The 20886-nt window shown below is 61.4% G+C and carries 1 protein-coding gene (running past one end of the window); it reads left to right on the forward strand.

Annotated features, from left to right (window positions below; all coding sequences use genetic code 11):
- Window positions 1-20886 carry the 5' portion of a beta strand repeat-containing protein gene (locus tag H147_RS0113645; protein WP_081625862.1) on the forward strand. Its footprint extends 12003 nt past the window's final position, so only the first 20886 of its 32889 coding nucleotides appear in the window; its start codon is at window positions 1-3; its stop codon lies off the right edge, out of view.

Below are 20886 nucleotides of genomic sequence, written 5' to 3' on the forward strand. Positions count from 1 at the left end.
ATGTCAATGCCATTTGATCGTCAAGCTGCTGGCGTGCTTCCTAAAATTCCATTGAACCGTCGAAATCGCGCGCGTCTGCGGCACAACGACCGGGCCCGCTTTGAGCGGATCAGGGACGCGGCATGGCGTCTTCTTCTCGACCCGATGGAACAGCGCGTGCTGCTGAGCGCGGACCCGTTGACGGTGAATCTGAACACCACAGCCGGTAGTACTGAGGCCGTGACGGTCCGCTTCTTCCAAGAAAGCAGTGCTGCTGACAACACGATCATCGTCCAGAAGGTGTCTATCAACTGGAGTGGTGCGGCGAGCGGTGTTCAGGACATCTATGAAATCGGCGTGGACAACAATGGCTTCACCATCAACACCGGCGCTGGCAACGAAGACGTCAGCATCGTTGTCGATACGATCACCGGCACGCTTGATCCCGCGTTTTCGATTGTCGTGAACACCGAGGGCGGTGACGACAGTATAACCGTCACCAGTTTTGCCGAAGGCTATTCGGGCGATCTGAACCTGTCGGCCGAACAGATCACCATCAACAGTGATGTGTCGCTGGGCACCGATACCGCCAAGATCGGCGCGGTAAACCTTGTCGCCGCGGATAGCGGAACAGCCGCCTTGGTTGGCAGTACGTCAGTTCAGGCCAGCGTCACCATCGAAGGCTCTATCGTTTCGGATGACGTGGTCACGGTATCGGCAACAGCTGCCGTCACAGCCGACCAAACCTTTAGCGTCAGCGGTTTCAGCGGGTTTGACCTTGATGCGACGGCGACTGTTTCTGTTGGTGAAGATGCGCGCATCGAAGGCAGTGCTGTCTCGTTGACGGCAACGACAAACGCGAATGTCGATATCGACGGCAATGCCTTGCTGGCATTGGTTGCGCTGACCGACCTTGAAACCACCACGACCGTGTCCATCGCGGAAGGTGCGATCATCACCGCAGGCGCGGGCGATCTGGATGCAGCCACCGCAGGCAACCAGTCGCTCATCATCGCCGCTATGACCGACACTGATGTTGATGTCGCGCTGCAATCTGCCGCTGACTTCTTCACCGGGGTGACGCTTGGCGGTTTTGACCTTCTGGTCTCCACCCTCGATGTCGCACGCAATACCAGCGTGGAGATCAACGGGGCGGCAGGTCCGGGCAATGGCGCGACGATCAACGCGGGCGGTCTGGCTGTTATTTCGGCCACCAGCAGCGGCGACATCAGCAACATCATCGAGGCCGATTTCGTCGGCGTGGCGCTGACCAATTTCAGCAACGACGTGACCGAGATCATCGGCAGCCATCTGTCCAGCACCACGCTGGGCCTGTCGCTGCAGGCGACCGCGCTGACCCAGACCGTCACCGAAGGCAAGGTCGCCACGAACACTTCGGGCGATGCGGGCGCGAATACTGCTGCCTCTGTTGCGGCGACGCGGGTGTCGTTCTCGGATTCCGTGCTGAACGTGACAGGCGGCGGTATCGCCGTCGGTGCGACCGACAGTGCGCGTTTTTACGCGACATCGACATCGGCCAAGCTGAACCCGACGGTTTTTGCCAAGGTCGATCTTGATTACGCCGCCGCGCTGAACCTGCTGAACCGTGACACGACGGTTGCCCTGACCAACACCACGCTGGATTCGGATGGCGCGACGGTGGTGCAGGCGAACAGCGCGGTCTGGTCGATCGTTCTGGCCGAAAAGATGCAGGCCATCGGCAATACCGCGACACCGTTCAACAATGCCAATGCCGGTGACCAAGGCTTTATCTTTGGCGGCACCTTGGCCGTGAACGAGATGAACGGCGATGTCAGCGTCACGACGACCGGCGGCCAGATCGACGGCGCGACCGTCACCGTGGCTGCGGCGAACGACGCGATCTTCAATTCACGGGCTGAAGCGGGCCAATCACTGAGTGGAAGAAGCGGCGGTGCCGTCGGTGTTTCCGTCGCGATGAACGTGCTTGGCTTCAGCGTCGACAATTACCTTTTGTTCGGGATCGACGCGCTGATCGGCATCGGCATGGGGACCACACTGGACGGCTACGGCGCTGTCGTCACGATGAACGGCACTGCCGTCAACGCGACAGGCAATGCGGCGATGACCGCAAACAACCAGTTGAAGGCCAATGCCTTCATGTCGAACGCTGCCGAAAGCGTGGCGGATAGTGCGTTCAAGAACAATTCCGGCGGGGCTGTGGCTCTCGCCATGGCGACGAACAAGATTGCGACACGGGCGCGGGTCGATATTTCTGGTGCGGCGGGCGACATTGTCGCTGCCAAGCTTGATGTGCTGGCCAATGATGATGCACAGATCACGGCCGAAACCCTGATTGTCGCCTCAAGCGTGTCGTCGTCGAACTTCGGTCTGGCGCTTGCCGATACGCTGATTGCCACGTTTGCCGATGCGAAGTACCGCACCGACGGCACCAAGGTCTATGAGGACGACATTCGCGGTTTGGCGCTGGATGAAGTTATCGGCACGGTCAGTCTCCAGTTCGGCGACCGCGTCATGCTCTTGCCATCGTTCGAGGCGTCAGGAGATGGCGACGGCGTCGAAAGCACGACCTATACCTTTATGGGTGCCGCCGCGACGGACGTTGATCTGACGAACACCGATTTCACCGACAAATCGCTTTGGCAGGCGACGCCGGAAACCAATATCGTACCCACCGGCATCAACTTTGCCGAAAGCGAAAGCACCGCGCTGGGTGGTATGCTGGTCCGCAACGAAGTGAACACAGAAGCCCTGGCAACCGTGTCGCAAGTCACCCTGACGATCGGTGGTGATACCACCATTTCGGCGATCGAAAACACGCTGGTCACAGCGTTGGGCGATCTCGGCATCTCGTCGTCGGGTGGCAGCAGCATCACAGGCGAAGGGTCCAGCCTTGCCGCAGGTGGCGCGCTTGTGATCAACACGGTGCAGGGGCAGGCGACGGCGACGTTGATAGATGCGGATGGGTCCGTCATTGCGGGCCAACTGGCCGTAAATGCCACCAGCACGATCACGCTGGATGCAACCCTGAACGCCCTGGTCACGTCCGAGGATGAAACCGGCTTTTTGTTGGTCGCGTTCAACACGCTGGGCTATAACCCCGGTAACATCCTTCTGCAGACGCTGGATGCCCTGATCGGGCTGGAACTGGGCGATAAGAACGCCGCGACGACCACCGCCGGAATTGATAGTGACGGCATCACCGCGGCTGGCATCAGCGTGACGGCGACCAATGCCGCGACCCTGTCGTCCGATCGCACGTCCAACGCGGAATCGGCTGGCGCGGCGCTTGCAGGTGCCGGAGGCGAGGTGATGGCCGGCACGCTGGTGTCGAACGCGCTTGTCGGCGGGGCAGAGGCCTATATCCGCAACGCCGGCACGACTGCCATCACCACGACAGGCGGCGCCATCACGGTGACGGCAGATGACGCGGCGACCTTGTCGGCAACCAGCGCTTCGGTTGCATCACAATCGGCGGCCAGCGATGTGCTGGGCACCGTGATCAACGAAATCGGGCAGGCGTTGCTGGATGCCTATACCTATACCGACAAGTCCGGCACGCGGGACCTGAAATTCGGTGACACCGTCTATGTCGATGATGTCGTTTACAAATTCATGGGCAAGAGCGCGACAGGTGTGGACCTTGCTGACGCGACCTATACCGATATCAACCTGTGGAAAGTCATGTCCGCGACGACCATCGTACCGTCGCAGCTTTCCAAGGGCCTGGCCAAGCTGGCCGGGCTGAAGGCGGGGGATTCCAAGTCCAGCTTTGCGATGATCACCCGCAACGAGGTCGAAGGCGGCGCAAAAGCCTTCGTCATGAACGCCACTCTGACGGCGAACGGGTCGATCGAGGTGACGGCGACTGAGCGGTCCCGTCTGACGGCATTGGAAACCAGCCAGATCACTGCGAAGGTCACGAAAGCGGGCGTTCTCGCCACCAATGCGGTGCTGTCGCAGGCGCAGGCCTTTGTCGAAGGATCGAGGCTGACCGCCAACGGTGCAGACAGCGAGATCAACGTCAAGGCGCTGAACCTCGTCGTGGCCGATGCGACCGTGACACTGGCGGCGAGCGCCAAAGGCGATGCTCTCGGCCTCGTTTTCGCGTTCAACACGGTCGGGTACGACAATCACAACGTATTTTTTCAGGCTGTAGAGGCGCTTTTGGGCGCCGACTACCTGACGCCGCTGGTCACGGAATCCCGGACCTATGGCGCAGAGGCCTATGTCAACGCGTCCAACCTGACTGCTGCCGGTGACATCAGTGTCACCGCCGAAAGCCGCGAACTTGTCGGCACAACCGATGGCTCGGTGACCGCGCAAATGCTGGACGACATGGGTGTCGAAAGCGGTGATGACGTCGATGCCGAAGGCGATGCCGCATTCGCCGATGCGCTGCGCGCGCAGCTGATCGCGATGGGCGCTCTGGAAACAGGGTCTGAAACCGCGCTGAAGGTCGAAACGCTGGCCGTTGGTCGCCAGTGGTATGTCATGGATGACGCAGGCACGATCTGGCAGGTGCTGGCGGAACGCAACGCCGCCGATACGGCCACCCTCATCAACGTCTATCTGGTCAACCTGCTGAATGCGCGTGTGGGCAACGACCAATCGGTCAAGGCCAAGAACGACGCCGTGCTGGTCGACCGTTTCATCGCGCAAGACAAGCTCGACAAGGACAAGGCCGCTGCCGACAAGAAAGGCGAGGAATTCAAGGGCAAGCTGAAATACGGCACAAGCGGCGCGGCTGCCGGTGGTATCCTTGCGTCCAACAAGGTCCTGAGCGAGACGAAAGCCTGGATCAAGGGCGATATCGCCAAGTTCAAATCGACTGAGACCGTCACGGAATTGTACACCGGCGATGTCGTGCGCGCGGGTGATGCGTTCTATGAATACACCGGCGCCGATCAGGTCCGTGTGACGGATTACGACCATCTGAGCATCGCGGAACCCGTGACGCTGGACGATGGGGACACGATCAAACTGTCCGCGGATATCCGTCAACCCGGCACCATGGGTGTCGGCGAGATCATCATCCCTGGCGCGCTGGTCTTCAAGGCAGGCGATATTGTGCGCTATTCCGGTGCTCCACAGACAGACACCGACGGCATCGACCTCGAAGCGTTGATCCGCGCCAACGCGGCAGCCTTTGCGGTGATCAATCCGGTGGTGTCCATCGATCTGTCCACGATCGATTATGCGACGAGTGCAGACTGGACCGCCGTCGTCGCGACTGCGACCTACACCGTCAATTCCACCGGCGGCACCGTCAGTGTTTTCGCTGCCGACACTGCCAACCTGCGCGTCGATACCTCGCTGTCCGTGCTGGCCGAAGTGTCCAACAACATCGACGGTTTCAAGAAGCTGGCGAACATTTTCACGCAGGACGACTATAGCTATACGACGGCATCAGGCGCGCAGAAGCTCTTCAAGGAAGACGTCGTGCGGATCACCACCGCCAATGCTCCCGCAGGTCAGGAAGGCAAATACTACCGCTTTATCGGCAATGACATGGCGTCCGAACCCGGCGACCTGATCCCGCTGACCGTCGTGGTCAATCTGGGCGCGCTGATCGCGGATGCGAGCCAAGGCGCTGTCATGGGTGCGCAGAACCTGCTTGATACAAGCTATTGGGAAGAACTCACCCAGACTTCGGACCTGTCAGATATCCTGTTCCCCGATGTGGGGAACCTTGCCGATTCCGACAGCAAGGCGTTGGGCGGCGTGATTGTTCTCAACGATGTGCAGGGCGGGGTGTCCGCCAGCATCGACGGCATGGCGATCATCGCCAGCACGGGCGTCGATGTGACCGCGATCGCGAATGCATCGCTGCTTGCCAATCTGATTTCTTCGGTCAAAAGCTCGGGCGGGTCCGCCTGGGGTTCGGGCAGTTCCATCGCAAAGCAGGGTGCCATCGCGACCAACGTGGCAAGAAACTCTGCCTTGGCTGAGATCAACAAATCCGACGTGTCCACAACGACCGGCGATGTCGCCGTAACTGCCTTGCAGCAAACCGTGATGGATTCGACCGTCAATACCTCAGGCGAGAGTGGCGACGAAGCCAAGTCCGTCACGCTTGCCTTCAACTCATTGGGCTATAACGCGTCCAACGTCCTGTTCAACACGATCGAGGCGGTGACGGCAGATCCGACGTTCCACCGGCTGATCGACCCGTCGAACCCAGCCTCCGCGACCGCGCGGATTACTGCAAGCGATGTGACCGCTGGCGGCGACGTGATCGTCGATGCACAATCAGCCGAATTGCTGAACGCGACGGTCTCGAACACCACCGATTCCGCCGCTGGCGCGTTGACAGGTGCGAACGGGAGCGCTTTTGGTCTGATCATTGCGTCGAACAAGGTGCTGGGCGAAGCCTCGGCGCTGATCGACAACGCAGGTGCCGCGGCAGCGGCCACCATCGACGCGGGCGGCGATATCGACGTGACCGCGCTGGACCGCCAGCGCCATTTTGCGAATGTCAAACTGGTCGCGGCGAGCGCGACGACCAATGACGGCGGTGCAGCGGTCTTGCAGGAAACCCTCAACGACGTGACCCCCGTTGATTGGGTGACGACAGGCAGCACGCAACCTGTTGCGCTGCGTTTCGGCGATCTGGTCCGCGTGGCGGACGGGGTCGAGGATTTCGGCGGCAAGGTCATGCAATACATGGGCCCCAGCGATCCGTTGCAAGGCGCCAATGTGTTTGACGGCGCAGGCCGCACGACTTTTGTCGAGGCTGGCGATTACGTCCGCGTCGTGGATGGCTCTGGTGTGCCAAGCTATTATCGCTATAGCGGTCTCACTCTCCAGACCCTCAGCGGCGATGTGCCGGTGACAAATGGCGTCGACCTTTCCGGCATCACATTTGCGAACAAACCGGCTTGGACGCTGGTCACCGCAACGGCGGCAGGCCTGCCGCCAAGCGGGATCGTCGACCTCAATACGGTCGATTTCGGTGATACCGATTACTGGAAAGAATCGCTGAGCTCCAAGCTGATCCCGCAGGGTCTGAACATCCCCAACGCGGGCGAAGGTGGTGCGGACAGCAACAGCACCGCGACCGGCGCGATGTTCGTCTATAACGAACTGGGCGGCGAAGCCCGGGCCGAGGTCCGCAACGCGATCCTGCGCGCGGACGACAACATCACGATCCGCGCAACGCTGGACAGTGAAATGAATGCAACGACCGATGCGGCGACCTCGTCCTCGGGCGGCACCGTCGCTGGCACCGGCGTGAGCCGCGCGATCAGCGGCGTCGTGGCGACCAACCTGATGACCGGAAGCGCAACCGCTTCGGCCCAGGATGCGAGCCTGACAGCGCGCGAAAACGCAAGCGACACAACCGGCACCGTCACGGTCGAGGCGTTGAACACCGTGACAATGACCGCCCTGACATCGGCTGTCGTGGCGACGGGCGATACCGGCTATAACGTCCTTCTTGCCTTCAACTCCATGGGCTATGCGCCCACCAATATCCTGTTCAATTCCTTCGACGCGCTTGCAGGCGATGCCAACCTCGCCAATGATCTGGCCGAGCTGAACACCCGCCGCACGGTCGAGGCGGTCGCCTTCATGACCGGCGTGACCGTCGATGCAGCGGATGCGATCATCGTCAACGCCGTGAACGAGGCGACGATGAACGCCGAGGTCAACAACGAGACGACGAGTGCTGCCAGTGCCTTTGTCGATGCGTCGGGCAAGGCTGTCAGCGTCGTGTTGTCGCTGAACAAGATGTTGTCTGGTGCGCGTGCCGAAGTTGACGGGGCAGAGTATCTTGCCGCAACGGCGGGACAGGTCGACATCAAGACAGGCGACCGCGTGCTTGCAGCTGACGGCACTGTCTATGAGCGCACAGGCGCGGATGAGACCGTCACGCTAAGCGCCGCTTTCGCAGGCGGTGATGACTGGGTTTTCGTCGACAAGACGGACCTCGACGCAGGACGCGCCGTGATCGTCACGGCCAGCGACGATTCCCAATTGAACGCCGACAACCGGATGGAAACCACGACCACCGTCATCAACGACGGCGGCACAAGCATTCTGACCGGATTCCTTGAAAACCTGATCGCGGATTACACGTTCACCACCCTGTCGGGGCTGCAATTGCTACGCACCGGCCAGCAGGTGCTGGTCGGATCCAATGGACCTCCAGCCCAGCAGGACAAGCGGTTCATGTATACCGGTAACGCGACTGCGGCACGGGTCGATCTGGGCGCAATCAACTTTGGTGCGATCGATCCCGATCTGGTGATCCGCAACGGCAATTCCAATGTCACCAGTGTCACCGCCGGGCATATCGTCCGCGTCGTCGAGGCAGGGGTTGATGTCTATTACCGCTATGCTGGGGCGTCGCCATTGCAGGCTCTGGACGGCAACAGCGATGTGACCCCTGACGGGGTCAACCTGCGCAACGTCGATTACACAACAACCGACTGGCTGCGCGTCACAGACGGTGCTGAACTCGCCACGATCATCGCGAGCCAGTGGGTCGAGGTCACGATCGACGATATCGAAAGCCTGATCCCTGCGGGGATCAACCTGAACGTCACGAAATCCGATGCGACGGCTGTCGGCTTCCTCGCCTCGGTCAACGATCTGCAGTCGAGCGTGATTGCGCGGATCGCGGGTGCCGAAGTCGATGTGGTCGACGGCTATGTTTTCGTCTCGGCGGTTGAAAACGCGCTGATGGACGCCAAGAATGCTGGCAGCGTCAAAGCCGACGGCGGGTCGTTCTTTGCCGCAGGCAGCAAGGTTCTTGCCGTCAACGTCAACATCGCCACCAATAACGTGACATCGGGCGCCTTGGCCGAGGTCACGGACTCCGCTGTCACTGTCGGCAATGCCAACGCCACCAACGAATCGACACGCGAACTCAAGATCGGCGGCCGCGAGGCTGTGCTGGACGATGAGGGCGCAATCGTCACGCCAAGCACGGTCCAGACCGTGACACCGCAGGACGGCGATCTGGTCGTCATGACCAACAATACCGCGGGCATCCATGCCACGCTCGACACCACCACAATCGCCGAAGGTGGCGGTGGCAACACGGTGGCCGTCGGCGCCTCTGTCGCGTTCAACTCTGTCGGCATCGACGGGCAGAACATCCTGTTCAACCTTGCCGATACGTTCATTGGCACGACCGTGGCGACCCCGAACCCCAGCAGCGCCACTGCGCGCGTGGCGCGGTCCACCGTAGATGTGGCCGACGACGTGCTGGTCACCGCCGACAACCAGACGACGATCACCTCGGAAATCGTGAACGCCGCTGTCGCGACGGGTGTGTCCGTGGCCGACAAGTCCAATGCCGTCTCGGTGGGCGCTGTCATCGCGATGAACCGCACGGCTGCCGATACCGTTGCCGAAATCGTGGCATCGCCCACTGTCACCGCGACACGCGGCTCTGTCACTGTGACAGCCGATGATGTCTCTGCGGTGGATGCGACCGTTTCTGCCGCCAGCGTTTCCGCTGCCGTGGGTACAGGCGGGTCGAAATCCGTCTCTGTCGCGGCAAGTTTCGCCCGCAACGAGGTGACATCGAATGCCCGTGCGGAAATCAGCGGCGCGACTGTTGCGGCAGGCACCGACCTGACGATCGCCGCGAAACGTGATGCGCAGATCATGGCCAAAGGCCTGTCTGCCGCCGTGGCTGTCGGCCTGACCGCCGGTGGCGACAGTGGCGATGTCAGTTTCTCTGGCGGTGGGGCTGTCGCCTTCAACTCCATCCGGGGTCAGGCCGCGGCGAAAGCGACCAACAGCACGTTCAATGCTCTGGGCGACATCAAGGTCGATGCAACAAGCACCAGCCGGATTGATGCGACAGTGCTGGCGGCCAGCGTGTCGGGGATGATCAACATCGGCGGGTCGGGGACCAAGGCTGTCGGGATCGGCGTCGTCTATGTCGACAACATGATCGGCTATGGCCAGACTGCCCTCGATCTGACCGGCACTGTGCTGACGACATCGCAGCAGGTGACGACCGTTACCAATGGCACCTATGTGCGCGGGGCCGACGGCACGCCGATGACGGGCCATGTCTATCGCTATATCGGCAATGCCCCGCGTCAGGTGCAGGCCCCCGGCGACAACGAGGGCGATGCGCCAATTGCTCTGGAAAACGGCGTCGATCTGGCGCTCGAAGATTATTCCGACACCAACCTGTGGGAACGCGTCGATCTGCAACGTCTGGGGCAGGCAACCGCGCTCGCTTCGGTCGATAATGTGGATATCGCCAACCAAAGTGGCGATATCGCCCCTGAATCCCTGTCCGTGACCGCGTTGGCCGGTCAGACGATCAACGCGACGGCGGCGGCGGCGGCTGTGGCCTTGGCAGGGTCGAATGCGGCAGCGACAGCCGTTGCCGGTGGCGGTGCCGCCGCGCGCAACCGTATCGCCGGTGGTGCCATCGCCGAAATCACCGGGTCCGGCAGCGACATCACGGCCGGGTCCGTAGAGGTGCTTGCCCGCGATGCCAGCACGATCAACGCGCTGGTCGGGGCTGCCTCTGTCAGCGCTGCTGTGTCGGGTAAGAACGCGGTCTCGGTGTCGGTCGGCATCGCGCTGGCGTTCAACGAGGTTGTCAACGAAACGACTGCCCGCATCGTCGGCGCGGATCTGACCGCGACGGATGTGGATGGCGTGACGGTTCACGCCGAAACTGCGCCACCGCAAAGCTTCGACATCACGAGCGGTATCACTGCGGCCCAGCTTGACGATCTGGCCACCGAAGAGATCGACGAAAACGACGAACTGGTCGAGGAAGACGTGACCGGAGACGCCAGCGTGCTGGGCACGCTGGTCGGTCTGATCGATGCGGAGCTGGCAGGCGACAGCGTTGCAGGCACAGTCGCAAACCTGAGCGATCTGGTCTTTGCAGCCTCTGAGGACGGCAACGGCTGGTTCCTGATCGACGGGCTTGGGCGCAAGTTTTCGTTTATCCCCGGCGCGGACGGTGCGTTCACCGTCGAAGTCGCGACGATCAACGCGGTGTCCGGTGCGGCGTCCTTTGCGCTCGGGGCAGGCAAGGCCGGTGTCGCCATCGCTGGGGCAGGTGCCTATAGCGAAAACGTCATCCAGTCCAACACATCGGCCTATATCGACGTGGCCACCGTCGCCGCGACGACAGGCAATGTCGCTGTGACTGCAGCAAACAAAAGCGCGATCAACGCGATCACCGTTGCCGCCGCCATGTCGGTCGGTCTGGGCAAGACAGGTGTGGGCGTGTCCATCGGGGCCGCGATTTCGCAAAACCTGATCGGCCGCGAAGCGCGCGGCGAAGGCGATGCCATCGGCACCTTCGCCTTTATCCGCAACAGCGATGTCAGCGCCGATGGCGATGTGATCGTCGAGGCTGTGTCCGAACAGGATATCAATGCGCTGAACGTGGCCGGATCGGTCGCGCTCGCGGGGGGGAAGGTCGGTGTCGCGATTTCAGGATCGGGCGTCTATGTGCGCAACGTCATCGACACCGAGACCTCGGCCCGCATCATCGGCGATGTCGGCGGGACAACGGCGGCGGTCGACGGCGAGAACGTGACCGTCACTGCCGAAAACAGATCCACGATCAACGTCATCGCGGCAACGGTGTCGGCCTCCTTTGCCTTTGGCAAAGCGGCCGTGGCCGTGGCCATGGGGGCGACCGTTGCGCAGAACGAGATTTTTGGCCTGACCTCGGCACAGATCATCGAAGTCAATGACGGCGGTGTTCTGGCCCGCACTGGCGACCTGACCGTCGAGGCGCGCGACATGGCGCGGATCAACGCGATCGCCGCCGCCGGTGCGCTGGCAATCACCGGGGGTGCCGTCGGCATCAGCGTTGCCCTGGCCGGTGCCTTGGCCTTCAACCGGATCGGCGCCAAGGTGTCGGCCACGGTCGAAAACTCCTCTGTCACCGCGACACTGGGCAATGTGGATATCCTTGCCACCGCCGACGGGCGGATCGACGCGCTGAACGGCGCGGTCTCTGCGGCACTTGCCGCTGGCGGGACCGGCGTCGGCGTGGCGATCGGTGCGGCCTTCATCAGCAACCAGATCGGCTATGGCTACGGATCGCTTGTCGCTGATTTCACCAGCGGCCAGACCGTCGCGCCCGGCGAAATCGTCAATGGCACGACAGTGCGGATCACCAGCGGCATCAATGAAGGCCGTACATTCCAGTACATCGGTCAAAACCGGCTGGAACCGAACGTCGATACGAATGGCGTGGACGGAATAACCTCGGCGGATCAAATCCCGCTGAGCGCTGTGGATTACAACAACCCCGAACAATGGGTTGAAGTGAACCTTGCCAAGGATGCCGCGCTGATCACTGCCGGGTCCATCGGCAGTGACATCACCGCTGGTGGCGATGTGCTGATCGACGCGCAAAGCAACCAGAAAATCAACGCGGCCTCGCTTGCGATTGCAGCAGCTGTCGCGTTGGGCGGCACGGGTGTGGGTGTCTCGGCATCTGGCGCTGCGGTGCTCAACCGGATCGCGACCAGCCCAACGGCCACGATCAGCGGCAAGTTGCTGAATGGCGTGACGGCGGGCACCGTGACGGTGCAGGCCGACGACGAAAGCACGATCAACGCGGTCAGCATCGCGGGTGCGTTGTCTGTGGCGGCCGGATCTAACGGCGTGGCCGTTTCGCTGGGCGTTTCGCTGGCGTTCAACGCGGTCGAAAATGCCGTTACCGCCAAGATCGACAATAATGCGACGGTTGTGGCAACGCAGCTTGTCGACGGAAACAGCGTGCTGGTGCGCGCGGGGTCCGCGACGCAGAACGCTGAAAACCCGCTGGATCTTGATAGCCTCGGGTCTGCGGATGCCACGGCCGCGCTGCTTGACGACGCCGCAGGAACCGAGCTCGTCGAAGTCAACGGCGCGGAGCAAGCGGTGCAGTCTGATGTGACCAACGACCGCGCTGTTCTGAATACGCTGAAATCCGCGCTCGAGACGAATTACACCGTCGAAGGCGATTTGCGCATCAGCGTCGTGCTGGAAGGCCAGCGCTGGGTCGTCGTGGACGAATCCGGGACCGCTTGGAACCTGACACGCATGGGTACGGCATTTGTTGCGGAACGTGTGACCATCAATACGCTGGTCGGCGCGGTGTCTTTGGCCGCCGGATTCGGCGCGACAGGGATCGCTGTCGCGGGTGCCGGCGCCTTTGGGCAGAACGTCGTTCTGTCCAACGTCGATGCACATATCGCCGGATCGACCGTCACCGCAGGGGCGGGGACCGTGAAGGTACTGGCTGACAGCGCATCGCTGATCAACGCGGCTGTTCTTTCCACATCGCTGGCGCTGGCCGCCGGGTCCACAGGTGTGGGCATCGCGATCGGCGTGTCCGTGGCGCAGAACTATATCGGGAAATCCGTGGGCCGGGCGACGCTGGCCGATACCGCCAAGACGCAAGCCTATATTTCCAACAGCAATGTCACCGCCTCCAATGACCTGATCGTCAAGGCGACATCGTCCAAGACGATCAACGCGCTGGTGTTTGCTGGTGCGGGTGCCGTCAGTGTCGGTGCGACAGGCGTTTCCGTCTCCGGATCCGGCGTATATGCCGAAAACATCATCGGAGGATCGACCGAGGCTAACATCACGCTTGGCAACCAGAACGTCAGCGGCGGCAAGATCACCGTTCAGGCGCAGGATACTTCGCGGATCGAGGCCATCGCCGCCGCTGTCTCGCTTGCCCTGTCATTGGGCAATGTCGGAGTATCCGTGGCACTCGGAGCCTCCGTCGCGGAAAACGCCATCGGCACTGTCATCCGTGCATCTGTCACCGAAGTCAGCACCGCCAGCACGGGCCAGCTGATCGCGACGGGCGGCAACGTCCTGATCGACGCCCGCGATGATGCCACGATCCGGGTCATTTCCGCTGCGGCTGCCATTTCGCTGGCGGGCGGCATTTCCGGCGGTGTGGCTGTGTCGGGGGCCGGCGCGCTGGCCTTCAACCGCATCACCAACCGTGTCGCGGCCGAAGTGATCGGTGCGACGATCAGCGCCGCATCCGCAACCGCACTTGTGCCTTCGGGCAACCTGATCGCTGCGACCGCCGGCGTCGGCAGCCAGATTTTCAACAGCGATGGCACGCTGAAGCCCGCCTTTGCGGAGGCTTACACGATTGCGCGCAACCCTGCGACGGGGGCGATCATTACCAACGGGAACCAGATTGCCTATGTGCCGGTGACCGGCCCGACGGCCGCCAATGATCAGGCTGTCTTGCCGAACCCGGCAGCGAATGCCCGTCCGTTGAAGGAATTTAAAGTTGCGTCGGCCCAGCAAACCCGCACGATCCCAAGCGCCTCCCGCGAGCAGGTCACCGAAACGATTACGGTCCTGACCTTCTACGAACTGGGCGACGCGAATGCGACGTCCGACATGCTGAGCGTCTGGCTGCCCGACGCAACCTTTGACGAGTTCGATCCGGCCAATCCCGTCCCGGCTGTCGTCACCGCACTGGTGCCGGAACTCGTGCCGGGTGCCGTTATTCCGCAGAATGTGTCCGTCACAGCGACCGGCAACGCCAAGATCGAAGCCGCGATCATTTCCGCTGCGGCATCGCTGGGTGTCGGTGGCGGCGCGGGCGTTGGTGTTGGCGTCGGCACATCCTATGCCAAGAACGATGTCGGCGCGGGGGCGCAGACGGGTGTCTTTGCCAAGGTGGAAAATGCCACGATCAGCGCCAGCCGCAACATCACCGTCAGCGCGCAGATGACGTCTTCCATCGACGCGGTGGTCGGCAGTTTTGCCGTGGCCCTTGCGGGCGGATATGTCGGCGTTGCCGGTGCCGGTGCCGGTGCCTTTGCGGTCAACACAATTGATTACAACGTGATTGCCGACGTGACAGGGTCGACCCTGACGGCTGGCAACACGGTTTCCGTGACAGCGACCGATATGGCGACGATCGATGCCGATGTGGCGTCTGCCGCCCTGTCTGTGGCGGGTGGTGTTGTGGCCTTTGCAGGGTCGGTCGCCGTGTCCACTGCTGAAAACACCGTGGACAACACGATCGCCGCAACGGTCAACACTTCGCGCGTGACCACGACGAACCTGACCGTCAGAGCGACTGATGACACAGAGGTGGACGTCCAGTCGCGCGCGGCTGCCCTGTCCGCATCCATCGGGCTTGGCGGGGCTCTGTCGGGCGGCGGTGCCCTTGCGGAAATCAATGCAACCAGCACTGTTCTTGCCGAAATCACAGGCACGGGTAGCGCCAATCACCGCATCAACGCCACCGGCACTGTGACAGTATCGGCGCTGAACCAGTCTGACCTTGACGCGCGGGTTGAAGTCCTCAGCGTCGCTGCCGGTCTTGTCGGTCTTGCCGCCAGCGGGTCGGTCGCCAAGATCAACACCCGCCAGTCAGGTTCCGGCAACAGTGTTGCGGCGAATGTCGGCGGCGTCACGCTGACGGGTGGCGCGCTGAACGTGAACGCGCAATCCCTGATCCGCGCTGTCGCAAATGTCGAAGGCATCACCGTCGCGTCCACCGCCGCCGTTGGCGTCAGCGAAGCGACGATCCTGACAGGTGCGCGCGTGGGTATGCAGATCGGCAACAGCCAGGGCAGCATCACCGTCGGCACGCTGACCGCGAATGCGGCGTCCGACGGCAACCCGGTCAACACCCGGATCGCGACCGCGACGGCAAAAGCGTCTGGCGGCGGTCTGCTGGTCGGTATCAACTCGACCAGTGTCACCGTGTCCAACAATGACGTGGTCGCGGCGCGTGTCGGCGACGGTGCCACGATCAATGCCACCAATTTCACGATGAACGCCTATTCCAACGTGTCGCAACTGGCCGTGTCCAAGGCCGCAAGCGTCGGGTTGGTCGGTGTCGGTGCGGCAGCATCGCGTGCGGAAAGCAACACGAATGTCTCCGCGCTTGTCGGCGCCGGGGCGACCGTCACGGGGGGCAACGTAACGATCGGTGCGAATGGCCAGTCGGTCAACGATGCCGAGACTGAAACAGGGGCCTATGGCCTTGTCGGCGGTGCCGCTGCCAGCCCCGAAACCGATACCCGTGCCACGATCCTGGCTGGTCTGGCGGATGCGACATCGACTGCAAACCGTGCCGAAATCGACGCCACAGGTCTGTTGCGGATCACTGCATCGCAGCTCAGCACGCTGGATACCGAGGTGGTGACAGCCGCCTATGGTGCCATTGCCGGGGCCGGTGCCGTTGCCAACAACAGGCTGCTATCCACGGTGGATGTGCTTTTGGGTGATTTTGCCAAGGCGCAGGCCGGCGAAATGGATCTGCAAGCGACCAACAAGCTGGTCCGTGTCGTCGGGGGCAATGATATCGACGGCAAGACGGGCGGTATCGCATCCGGTGCCAGCGCAAAAAGCGACACGCGTGCCGAAATGCACACGACCGTGACCTTTGGCGATAATTCCGACATCGACACCCTGAATCCGCAAGGCGACCTGCTGGCCAAGGCCTTCAACGAGATCGCCTATGCCGACAAGGTCCGCCTTGAAACGGCGGGTGCGATTTCGGGGGCGGGTGCCTATGTCACCTTCAACGAACGCGACGAGGACGGCGACTCTGTGCCGATCCGTGCCGATATCGTTGTCGGCACCAAGGCCGATATCGAAGCGCGCGGCGAGCTGGAATTCGAAGCCTCGGGCAAGTTCAACGTCTATCTGCAATCCTATTCGGAAACCTATGGTGCGGCGACAGTGGCCCTTGGGTCCGCGCTGATCGATATCCAGCCCTATAACACGATCACCATCAAATCAGGTGCCGACGTCCTGAGCCATCGCGACATGTTCATGTCCACAGGTACGGACCGCAACCTGACGATCGAAGACAGCAACCTCGAGGCGCGGGTCGATAACTTTGCGGGGTCGGTGATCCCGATCGACGATCTCAAGACGCAGGCGATCTATATCGCGCGCAACGTAATCCATGTACAAAGCAGCGCCTTGGTCGAAAGTTTCCTGAACATCGACCTGAACGCCGATGAACTGGGCCTTGCGTCGGTCATCGGGATGGCCAAAGGGACCAACTGGACCTCTGCCGTGACCGATGGGATCAACAGCCTGACCGGCGGGTCGGACAATTCGACCGGCCCCGGCGAAGGCCTGTCGGACGCAAGGTCCGAGATCATCAACGACGGTCTGATCAAGACCGGCGCGCGGCGTAATCTGACACTGACGATCGGTGATAATGCCAACCCCAGCCCCAATGGCTCTCGCTTTACCTACGAAGGAACAATCGATCCTGACTTCGAAGGCGACCGCGCCGCAGGCTCTGCGGAAGGGTTGCTGATCAAGACCACTGAAAAAGTGACGGTTATCCCCTCGGCTGGCCAGCTTGCCCTGACCAACGCGGAACGGAATCTCCAGACATATGGCGTATTCATCAATGGCCAGCCCGACCAGCCCGATCTGAACAATCCTTTCACCCGTTCGTATGTTGAGGCAATCCAGCGCATCCAGGGCCAGATGCTGGCATCTGGCGAAGCTGTCTTGGTGAATGGTGCTTTTGTCACAATCGACCGTGAAGCCACCGTTATTGTCATCGACGATATCGTCGCGGCTGCGGGTCGCATTCGGATCCTCACCGACCAATTGCATGGAACCGGCACGTTCGACTCACCGCAAAACGTGAATGTCCAGATCATCAGCGACACATCGGCGTCCATCGAGTTCGGCGAAATCTTCATCCCTGAACGCAATGGCGGGATCGATTTCAACGGCATCACGGTGACGGCGGAATCGCCGATTGCCGATGTTCGCGCGGCGATCCTCGAAGAGAACCGTGTTTCGGTAAACAAGGACAACCGGCCACTCGACGTTGTGCCCGCGCTGCAATTCCTCGGCTTCGTCACTGAAAAATCACCCAATGGGTTGAACTTTACCTCGCAAAGCTTTGGCCAGGGAGTGGGGGCAGCACCGACTATCAATGTGCAGGTGGACAAGAACGTCCGCACTGTGCTGTTCGGTGACGTCAACCTGCCAACGAACGACCAGGTGATCACATTCGCAGGACGCGTTTTTGCCCCGACAGCGAATGTCGGCATCTTCGGCCCGGCGGGCCCGAACCAAGTCAGCGTCGTCTTCCTTGCCGACGTGACCGTCAAGTCGCAGACCGTGATCGTTGGTGGTACGATCGCGGTCGACATCAAAGGCGACATCCACACCAACGGCGACCCTTATGGCAAATACATCGGCAGCGGTGTGATCGGGGACACCGCGACGACCGCGGGTACCGAGAACGCAAAAAGCCAGCCCAATGGTCAGGCGATCATCACGGCGCTCGGCGGCCCGCAGGCAGGCAGCACAGCGACCTTTATCGATGAGCGGACAGGTCAGGTTGTCCAGCAGGGGCTGAAGGCGAACACGATCCTGCTGCGCGGTGGCTATGTGAACGTGAATGGCCTGATCCAGGCTGGTCAGTCCGAGTTCGAACTCGTGCTGGACAACACCATCCGCCAGCAATTGCTGACTACGAATGGTGTCCGGTTCATCAACCTCGGCAACCCGGATTTCCTGGCCAAATACGACAGTGGTCTGAAGCAGTTGACGATCATCAGCATGAGCCCGAAGGGCGGCGAGATCGACATCGAAGGTCGTATCGTGGCGACAAGCCAGGGCAAGATCGTCAGCCATGCCGGCTATCCAAAGATCAGCATCATCAACCAGATGGATCTGGCCGGCATTGCTGCCTTGGCCGGTCTGGATATCGTCATCGAGTCGATGGACGTGTCCCAGAAAGGCGTGGGCAAGGTCACGCTCAAGGACAAGACCCGCGGTGTGCGCAGCGATGGTTCGGATCTTGCGCTCTATTCCACGATCTACGAATCAGACGCAAATGGTGTCGTGACCACGCTCGATGGCCTGATCGACCCGACTGGTTGGAACCCGGCCAGTTATACCCCGGAACAACTGGCGCGTTTCGGCGGCAAGGGCACGGTCATGATTGCCGACACCCATTCGTCCGGTAGCAACATCATCGCGTCGACTGGCGCTGAAATCACCTCGCGTCTGGGTTATGGCACCGCCGACGGGTTCCGCTACGGCTGGGTCGTAGGCCAGGGTGACAGAACAGAGATCATCCGCGAAAAGACCTACAACTCGCTTTGGGGGCTGGATTTCCTGTTGGCCGACGTGACGGCGATGCCGGTTATCGACACCACGATCCTCAGCACTGAACTGATCCCGAATTCCAATTATTTCTACTACGACGATAACCCCGCAACCAATCAGGCCGACTATACCTACAGCTCGAGCCGGCAGGTCACTGGGTCCGAAACCAAGCAGACGGCCTACAAGACCACGACAAGCTGGTACGGCAAGTCGTCGACCTTCATCCAATTGACCACGATCGAGACCAGCTTTACCAAGCACAACCACACGATCGCCGCGAACAAGACCATCGACATCGAATTCACCGGCTTCAACCGCAGTGAGCTTTATGTCGATGCGGGTCAGGCCAATCTGATCGTTGCCGGTCCGGTCACCAACCTGAACGGCACCACGACGTTGATATCGCAAGGCACCGTGACCACACAGAAAGTTGCGGCGCAAGGGATCGCACCATCGGTCGGCGGCACGACGATCAACATCACAGGTCTTGCTGGTGTCGGCGTGCGCGACTTCGGCCTGATCCGGCCAGTAGATGCGCAACCCTATACCGCCGGCGACAGCCGGGCGTTGAACGCGCTGCAATTGCGCCAGAACGCAGGCGGCGTGCTGAATGTCACGTCGAATGGCGATATTCTGTTGCAGCAGCGCACGGGCGATCTGTCACTCGGCACGATCCGGTCCAATGGTGACGGCCTTGTGGAAATTCTCGCGGGTGACCGTGACGAAGGGGCCATTGGGGCCGCAGGTGGGTCTATTCTGTCGTCCGCCGGTGGAAGCCTTGTCAAGGGCGGGTCGATCCGTCTGGACGCCGATGGCGCGATCGGCGGGGCGACCGCCATCGTCGTCGATACCGGCACGCGCAGCAATGATGTGCTGACCGCCTATGCCGCGGACGACATCACCCTGTTCCAGAACACAAATGACCTGCGTGTGTTCAAGATCGCATCTTCTTCTGGCGATGTGACGCTGACACTGGAAGGCGAAGGCAACGACCTGCTCGACGGCAACCAGATCCAGGAAGCCGACACCCGCTCGCGCGAAGCGCTTTTGGGCGGTGTCTGGGGTGACATGCAGCTGTTGGGCGACGTGACTGTTCTTGACGCGAACGGCATCGCGTCCGGCCCTGCAGGCGACAAGATCCGCGACGCCATCGCGCGCCTGAACAACGCCCGCGTCGATGATTACCGCACCTACTGGGAGTGGCGGAACAGAATGACCGCAGAAGAGCTCGCGGCGGTTGTTGACGACGGTGTCTGGCTCAAACTGGGCGAAAACGTCGACGATGATACCAGAGCGAGCATCCTTGCGGACTTGTTGGCCGCCGGCGTGGACTCTGTCGAGGCCGAGACACAGGCTGATGCGGAATTGGACCGACTCCGGCCGACTGGTGATATCAGGGGGCTGGAAGCGAACATCCGCGCCCAGCTGATCGCCCTTGGCCAGACCCCGGAAGATGCAGCGGCAAACACTGCATCGCAGATAGTGACGCTGCAAATTGCACGCACCGCGCAGTTCTTGGAGCAGCACCAGCGCTATCGCCTGGAACTTGTCGAAAACACAAATCCGAACCTCGACCTGACCAGCGCCGCCGAGAAGGAAGAGCTGAAGAGCCGTTTCAAGGTCTGGACACCGGACGAGCTTCTGAATGCCATCGGCTCTGGCCTTCTCAAGCCCGTGGTCGATACGACGATCAACATCGAGGACCCCAATGTCGTCGGCGCAAGCGTCACGATCACGGTCGATGGCAAGGTCGGCCGCACCGAAGGCGATGTCACTATCCTTGTCACCGATGGCCGCACCCTGACGCAGGACGAGCAGTTGATC

Origin of the sequence: Yoonia vestfoldensis DSM 16212 (genome assembly GCF_000382265.1) — a bacterium.
Taxonomy (GTDB): Bacteria; Pseudomonadota; Alphaproteobacteria; order Rhodobacterales; family Rhodobacteraceae; genus Yoonia; species Yoonia vestfoldensis.